The organism is Streptomyces pimonensis (assembly GCF_041380215.1).
Classification (GTDB): Bacteria; Actinomycetota; Actinomycetes; order Streptomycetales; family Streptomycetaceae; genus Streptomyces; species Streptomyces pimonensis.
Genome location: NZ_JAHWZY010000079.1, coordinates 1 through 6888 on the forward strand (window position 1 = coordinate 1; position 6888 = coordinate 6888).

At 68.9% G+C, this 6888-nt stretch carries 7 protein-coding genes and 1 pseudogene; 1 reads left to right on the plus strand and 7 read right to left on the minus strand.

The window, feature by feature from the left end; translation table 11 throughout:
* Positions 1-30: 30 nt before the first annotated feature.
* From KYY02_RS33165 to KYY02_RS33195, 7 genes and pseudogenes are all read right to left on the minus strand, one after another.
* Positions 31-1129 (minus strand): annotated as a pseudogene (locus KYY02_RS33165) (IS256 family transposase); the annotation flags it as partial.
* Positions 1075-1245 (minus strand): hypothetical protein, encoded by a 171-nt coding sequence (locus KYY02_RS33170; RefSeq protein WP_371244660.1) that lies wholly within the window; start codon positions 1243-1245, stop codon positions 1075-1077. The pseudogene KYY02_RS33165 and the gene KYY02_RS33170, both read right to left, overlap by 55 nt.
* A gap of 279 nt (positions 1246-1524) precedes the next feature.
* On the minus strand, positions 1525-1974 hold the full coding sequence (locus tag KYY02_RS33175) for a hypothetical protein (RefSeq protein ID WP_371244662.1): 450 nt from the start codon (positions 1972-1974) through the stop codon (positions 1525-1527).
* Between the two features lie 10 nt (positions 1975-1984).
* Positions 1985-3052: a hypothetical protein gene (locus KYY02_RS33180; RefSeq protein ID WP_371244664.1), complete on the minus strand. Its 1068-nt coding sequence runs from the start codon at positions 3050-3052 to the stop codon at positions 1985-1987.
* Positions 3049-4869: a hypothetical protein gene (locus KYY02_RS33185; protein ID WP_371244666.1), complete on the minus strand. Its 1821-nt coding sequence runs from the start codon at positions 4867-4869 to the stop codon at positions 3049-3051. The genes KYY02_RS33180 and KYY02_RS33185 overlap by 4 nt, the downstream gene beginning before the upstream one ends.
* Before the next feature lie 164 nt (positions 4870-5033).
* On the minus strand, positions 5034-5786 hold the full coding sequence (locus KYY02_RS33190; protein ID WP_371244668.1) for a toll/interleukin-1 receptor domain-containing protein: 753 nt from the start codon (positions 5784-5786) through the stop codon (positions 5034-5036).
* A complete protein-coding gene (locus tag KYY02_RS33195) occupies positions 5783-6763 on the minus strand; it encodes an NsdA family TPR-like regulatory protein (protein WP_503167884.1) in 981 nt (326 codons plus the stop codon). The genes KYY02_RS33190 and KYY02_RS33195 overlap by 4 nt, the downstream gene beginning before the upstream one ends.
* Between KYY02_RS33195 and KYY02_RS33200 the strand changes: the two genes are divergently transcribed.
* Positions 6684-6888 (plus strand): hypothetical protein (locus KYY02_RS33200; RefSeq protein WP_371244672.1); only part of this gene is annotated, 205 nt, incomplete at its 3' end. The genes KYY02_RS33195 and KYY02_RS33200 overlap by 80 nt on opposite strands.

Here is a 6888-nt window from a genome sequence, read left to right on the forward strand (position 1 = left end):
TAGCAAACGGTGGAACTCGGTCGGATTTCTTCAGCGGCGTCCGGCGGTGAGCCGGCCGTCGAAGGTGATGTCGAAGGCTTGGAGCGCGGCCTTCCAGCGCATGGTCCAGCGTTTGCGTCCGGTGCCGGTCGGGTCCAGGCTCATGACGGCCAGGTAGACGCACTTGAGCGCGGCCTGGTCGGTGGGGAAGTGTCCCCGGGCCCTCACGGCCTTGCGGATCCGTGCGTTGATGCTCTCGATCGCGTTGGTGGTGCAGACTATCTTCCGGATTTCGACGTCGAACCGGAGGAGGGCACGAACTCCGCCCACGCGCTTTCCCAGAGTCGGACGATCGCCGGATACTTCCCGCCCCAGACGTCGGTGAACTCCACGAACCGCTCCAGGGCGGCGTCCTCGGTCGGCGCGGTGCAGACGGGCCGGAGGGCCTTGGCGATCTTCTCCCAGTCCTGCCGGGCCGCGTAACGGAAGCTGTTGCGCAGCAGGTGAACGACGCAGGTCTGGACGATCGTCGCAGGCCAGACGGTGTTCACGGCGTCCGGGAGCCCGGTCAGGCCGTCGCAGACGAGCATCAGGACGTCGGCCGCGCCGCGGTTCTTGACCTCGGTCAGGACCTGGAGCCAGTACTTCGCGCCCTCACCGCCGTCACCGATCCACAGGCCCAGGATGTCCCGGTGCCCCTCGGCGGTGACCGCCACCGCCATGTAGACCGGCCGGTTGGCGACCTGCCCGTCCCTGACCCTCACGTTCACGCAGTCGATTTGGAGATCTCCGCGCCGTACACCTCGGCCAGATGCGCGGAGATCTCCCCGTGCGTCAGCCCCTTCGCCGACAGGGACAGGACCATCTCGTCCACACCGCACAGACGCCGCTGCCGCTTCTTGACCAGCTGCGGCTCGAACGACCCGGCCCTATCCCGCGGCACCGCGATCCCGACCGGCCCCGACTCGGTGATCACCGTCTTCGACCGGTGCCCGTTGCGGTAGTTCTCCCGGCCGCCTTCGGCCCGCTCACCGGGCTCATGGCCCAGATGATCGGTGAGCTCGCCCTCCAGCGCGGACTCCAGCACCCGCTTCGTCAGCTGCTGCTGGGGGTTGCCCCCTCCGGGGACAGGCCGCCCTCCCCGGTGAGCTTCACCCCACCGGCCTGGGCCCGGGCCACCAGCTCGGCAACCAGCCCGTCATCCACGGCGCCCGTCCCACTCACCACGGCCTCCCCGGCCTCGATGCCACTCGCCACGTCAGTCATCAACTGACGCTTCCAGATCGGGAGTTACACCGCTCACCGTACAGACCCGGGCGAAGCACACCTCCTGCCGGTTCCCGCCCCGTCGCTCGACGCGATGCCGACGATGACGACGACCTCGCCGGGTGGGGTCCGGGGTGCCGTGACCATCGGGCGTCGCGTAGCTCTACGCGGCTGCCTCGGGGCGGCCAACTCGCGTTGCCACGGCACCCGTATCATCCGAGCTGGGCAGGAACAGGCTGACCGAGTCCAGGAACGCGCGGTGCCCTCGCTGCGCCGGCACTACTGGCGATCCGTGCGATCGACGTGATCCACGTGGAAGGTCAGCCCAGTAACGGTGCCCGACTGGACGACGGGGCCGTGCTGGACTCCCCCGCTGATGCGGTTGTCCACCGTGCGCCGGCTGTCTGCCGCGGACGCCGAGAGTTGTAGTAACGAGGTCAGCAGAGCACGCAGGGCCTCACCGCTGCCGTCGTCGGCTTCCGCGAGTCGGCGCAGACGGTCACCGTATCGTCGGCTGACCTCGCGGGCGGTCCGTTCACGTTCCGTGGAGTCGGCGGCGAGGAGCCGGGTCCTGGTGTCCTGCAGGTCGTCGAACGTGTCGGGGTCCGCGCCTGTGCGGGTCAGGTACCGCCCGACGAGTTCCCGGGCGTGTGTCCAGGAGTCGGTGACCATGAGAGAGACCAGTGTGGTGGCGCCCGATGCCACGAGTACGGCCAGTTCGCTGTCCATGTGTCTTCTCCTAGGCGAGGGGGAAGCCGGAGGCAGGTGCCTCGTCGTCGTCCGGAGCGAGGGACGCCGGCGGATCGAAGTGGTGCTGGATCTCCTCGGCGGTCTCGTGGCGGTTCTGCTCCTTGATGAGGCCGGCGATCTGTGCCGCGAGCATCGGGCGGCGTACGTCTCCGTCGGTGAAACCGATGCTGTCGAGGAAGTCGGAGAGACGCATCGTGGCTGTCTCCCGTCCCTGCGGCGCTGAGGGTGGCTTCGCCTCGGGAACGTCCGACGTCGTCGGCCCGCCGGCCTGCGAGGAGATCAGATCCTGAAGCCGTTCGGGAATGTCGGTGTCATTGGCCGCCGAGGTGAGCTGAGCGAGCAGGGCCAGGTCGTTCACCGTACGTTCCACGTGCTCGTCGTTCCTGGCGAGCCACCAGACCACTGCGCTGCCGGTGTCCTTGAGGACGTCCTCGCCCAAGTACCGGCGCCTGCTCTGCTCGTACTTGCGCTGGTGCACCCAGACCGCCTCGTCCTTGCGTACGTCGGCGAGCTTGTCGAGGCGTTCCTGGTCCTGCTGCACCAGGACGAGCTGGATGTTCTCCGCCATCGCCTGGAGGTGCCCGGTGGACTCAGGAACCATCCGGCTGAGGGCGCCGGACAGTTCCTGCTCGACGAGTGAGACCCGGACCGGTTCTCGTTGCTCGGTGATGGCGCGAGCCCGCTTCAGGACCGCGTCGACGGCGAGGCCCGCCGGGTTGAGCACGGGGGCACTCGCGGGAGCGTCGACGAGGTACCAGCGCACTGTCGCGGAGAAGACAAAGTCGTAGTCGGCCCACTTGCTGGGCAGCACTACCTGGCTGACGCGGTGTTCCGTGCGTTCCACGGGGGCGGCCGTGAGTTGCTCCTTGAAAGCCACCGGTACCGTGCCGCGGCGCATCGCGGCGACCCGGAAGACGGCCGCGGGGACGACGAGCAGCAGCACTGCCAGCAGTGGCCAAGTCCATGCGGGCCACCGCTGAGTCAGACCGACGATGCTCAGCAGGAGACCGCTCAGAACGGTGAGGAAGACGGTTGTGGTTTTCCGTGCGGTGCTCATGGTCGAGTCCCCCTGGGTGAGGTCGTCGGCGGTGTGGCCGGAGCGATGCCTTGAGCCGTGCTGATCTTGTGGAGCAGCAGACCGGTGGTCTCCGCGGCCCGCGCCGCATCCCCCGGACCGGCGCGCTCGGCGTCGCGGGCGCACGCGTACAGCAGAGCGAAGACCTTGCCCCGCTTCTCCGTGCAGCGCTGTGCCGCGTTGACGAGGAGGTCGAGCAGGAGCCCGCCGTGCGGTCCGGTGCGGGCGGCCGCCCAGTGGAGCCAGCGTCGTGCTCCGGCCTGCCACTGCGGAGGCGGCAGCTCGGTCAGTACGGCGTGCCAGCAGGTTGTCAGGGAGCGCTGCGCGCCCTGCTCGTCGACCAGCGCGTGCGAAGTGCCGGGGCGGAGCGTCAACAGTTCGGGGTCGCTGGCCTGGAGGAAGATCCCGAGATTGGCGGGTGAGAGGTCGGAACGGGCGAGACGGTCGAGCAGCACGCGGTGCAGCCTGCGGCTGCGCGCCGCCAGATCGCACAGCGCCTGCCGGGCACGCGTCGTGCCGCGCTCACGCCGGGCCAGGTGGTGGAGCCTGACCAGGGCTTGATCGGGATGACTGGTCGCGAGGACGTCGGCACAGACGCGGACCAGTACCTGCGCGAGCTCGCCCTTGAGGCGCCGGTTGGCGCACCACTGGTAGATCTGCTCGCGGAAGTCCCTGGCGTGTACCGGGTCCGCCAGCCCGCGGGTCAGCGCATGAACGGCCGCTTCCAGACGAGGTCGGCTCGTCGCATCGGTGCTCCAGCGTTCGATGAGGGCCCCCAGTCCGTCCGCACGTCCGGTCCGCAGGTATTCACCGGCCACTCGTTCCACCAGGACGTCGCGTACGAGCGTGACGACGTGCGGGTCGTTCAGCTCCACCACACTCGCGACCCAGGTGCCGAGGTGGGGGCGAAGATCGGGCATGTGGTCCCAGAAATGGGCACGAACGGCGGAGTCGAAGTCCAGCTGGTCGAACCGGACCTGTCCATTGGGGGCGGCAGTGGCCGAGATTTCGAGGAGCCGCTCGGCGAGATCTCGGTGCCGCAGCGGCGAGTCGCCCTCCGACGGAGGCCCGAGGGTGCTCAGCAGTTGCTCGGTCGCGCGGTGAACGACATCGGCGTGTGCCCCATGCAGCATGGACACGGCGATCAGCAGGGCTCGCTGCGGCGCCTCCCGCAGCTTGGTGACGAGCGCGGCGGCTTCCCGTCGGCCGTCGTTCCGCGCCCGCCCGGCCGCCTCGCACCATTGGCCGAATCCGTCCCCGGGCTGACCGGCCTCGCGTGCCCGGCGCACGAGGTCGGCGAATTCCGCGATCTCCCGCATCGGCCTGTTCGCCGTCAGGAACCCGGTGACGGTGCCGTCCGGCCGGAGATATTGCTCAGGCGGCACACCGTGCAGGCGCAGATGCCGCCGGAGAACGCCGATACCGGGTGGCCGTTCGAGCACCACGCGGCAGTACTGCAGGTCCGGGTCGAGAACGCCGCGGTGCGGCATGACCACGACCAGATGGGCCTGTTGCTCGTGTACGGCCTTGCGCAGCGCCGGGAGGTCGGCCTGGGCTGCGGCCCAGCGGCGGTCGTCCGCGGCGGACAGGTCCAGCAACAACTGATCACCGGTCCCGACCAGAGCGGGGTCCTGGAGGGAGAGCTCGTCCTCCTCACCAGGCAGGAGTTCGTGGAAGACACCACTGTCCCGGTGGTGTTCGTGCAGCAGTACGCGGGCCACAGCCGACCGGCCGCTGCCCGGGACACCGTCCAGGATGACGGTGCCGGAGTCGGCGAGTACGGCACGAGCCTCGCCCATACATGGCGGAGCGACCAGTACGTAGCGCAGTCGGCGGAGTTGGTCCTCGGCGACTCGGCGGAAAGCCGGTTTGTCCGAGTCCTGTAGCTGCGTGCCGATGTAGACGTCGCCAGGGCCCGTGACCGTGACGCCTGAGTCCCGGACCCAGGTTCCGGTGTGCTGGCTCACCTGTCCTTGTCCTCGTGACCGTCCCGTTCACCGAACCGGTGCTGGATGGTGCCGTGGTGGTCACCCTCGAAGTACGTCATCCCGTCACCCGAGAAGTGACGGTCGCCCGAGACATGACGTGAATGCGAGTAGATGTTGCCGTTCCCGGTGTGGACAGGACCGTGGGCGCCCTTGACGACCGTGCCGACGTCACCGGTGAAGTCACGGCTCTGTACGGCTGTACCGTTCACAGTCCCGATGGAATTGGTCACGCTGCCCGGCGCGGGCATTTCCGTCTCGGTCCCGGACCGGTTGTCGAGGCCGGGAATCATGTCGGCCATCAGATCACCGATGCGCGCGACACACACGTCGGTGTCACCGGAGTCGAACGCGATGGACTGGAGATCGGCGAGCCGTCGCAACGCGGGCGGAAGATCGGCCTTGCTCAGCCGGCTGGTTTTGCGTCCGTCCAGAACGGGGACCACTGGGACCTCACACTCGAAAGCCTCCTCGATCTCCTTGCGCACCCAATCCTCGGGATCCTCCAGTTGGGCACGGAAGTTCGTCCAGTCCGGTCCGATGACGGCCAGGAGTACGGAGCTGTGCCGTACCGCGGCCAGCAGCCGTTCGGGCCAGCTTTCACCGGGAACGATGGACTGTGACGCGTGAAATGCGTGTCCCGGGCCGAAGCGGTGCGACAGCCCTTGGCGGAGCAGGGCCGCGGTCTTCTCCCCGTCCCCGGTGCGGTAGTTGATGAAGATGTCGCTCATGACGGTGACTCCTCAAGAGGGGTGGTCGGGCGTGTCAAGGTGCCGAGCCGCGGTGCCAGTCGGCGTACCGGTGGGTGGTCCGGGTAGCGGCCCAACACCCGGACGAGCCGTCGGAGATCGGTCGTGACGGTCGCCGAGCGGACCGCCGTCACGCCGTCGAGCAGTGGCTCCGTCAGCGCGCACGCGTGGTCGATCTCGCCGGCGGAGGCATAAGCGAGCGCGCGACGTACGCCGTACCGCACCTGCGTACGCACCGCGTCGGGGCCGACCTGAGTGAGCTGCCGATCCAGTTCCTCGCCCGCCTCGCGCGGTCGCCCGAGATCGACGAGGCACCAGCCGGTGACCATGCCGACCGAATCTGGAAGATGCATAGAGCCGATCACCGGACCGTCGGCACCGTCGTTCCGGCGGGCGAGCAGAGTACGAGCCCGGTCCAGGGCACGGAGACAGGCGCCGACATCGCCGGCGAGGGCATGGCCCTGCGCTTCGCGCTGTGCGGCGAGACCGCGGATCCGTGACGGCAGCACGCCGCTCTGCGCCCGGCGGGCCAGCGTGATCGTCTGCTCGGCGTCCTCCCGGTACAGCGTGACCAACGCCCTGCGGACCAGCGCATAACCGGCCAGCGCCTGATCACCGCCGACGGCGGCCAGATCGACCGCACGCTGCGTCCACCACAGCGCCGCACGCTCGTCCCCAGTCTCCTGCACCAGCCAGCCCACGTACTCGGCGTACCGGGAACCGAGCGCCAGCAGGCGACGCCTGGTGCCGCTGTCGCTCTGCGCCGACAGCTCCCGCAGCGTGTGTGTCTGCGCGATCAGAACGGGCAGGAGCAGGCCGGGTTCCACGGCCTGACCGAGTCTGCGGTAGTGCGTGAACAGTGAGCGTGAGGCTTCCAGCATGTCGGCGCCGGCGGCCGCGGAAGCCGGACTCGATCCGTCCGACCTCCAGGTCATCAGCGAGGCGACACCGGCATTCATCACCTCACGCCGGCCCACGGGCCCGAAGGAGCTCGGGCCGTCCGGTGACAAGTGCATCATCCAGTTCTCCTCCTCGACCCGGCCTGGCTCCGACACGGCAGGTGAATCGACAGCGGTAGGGGTGT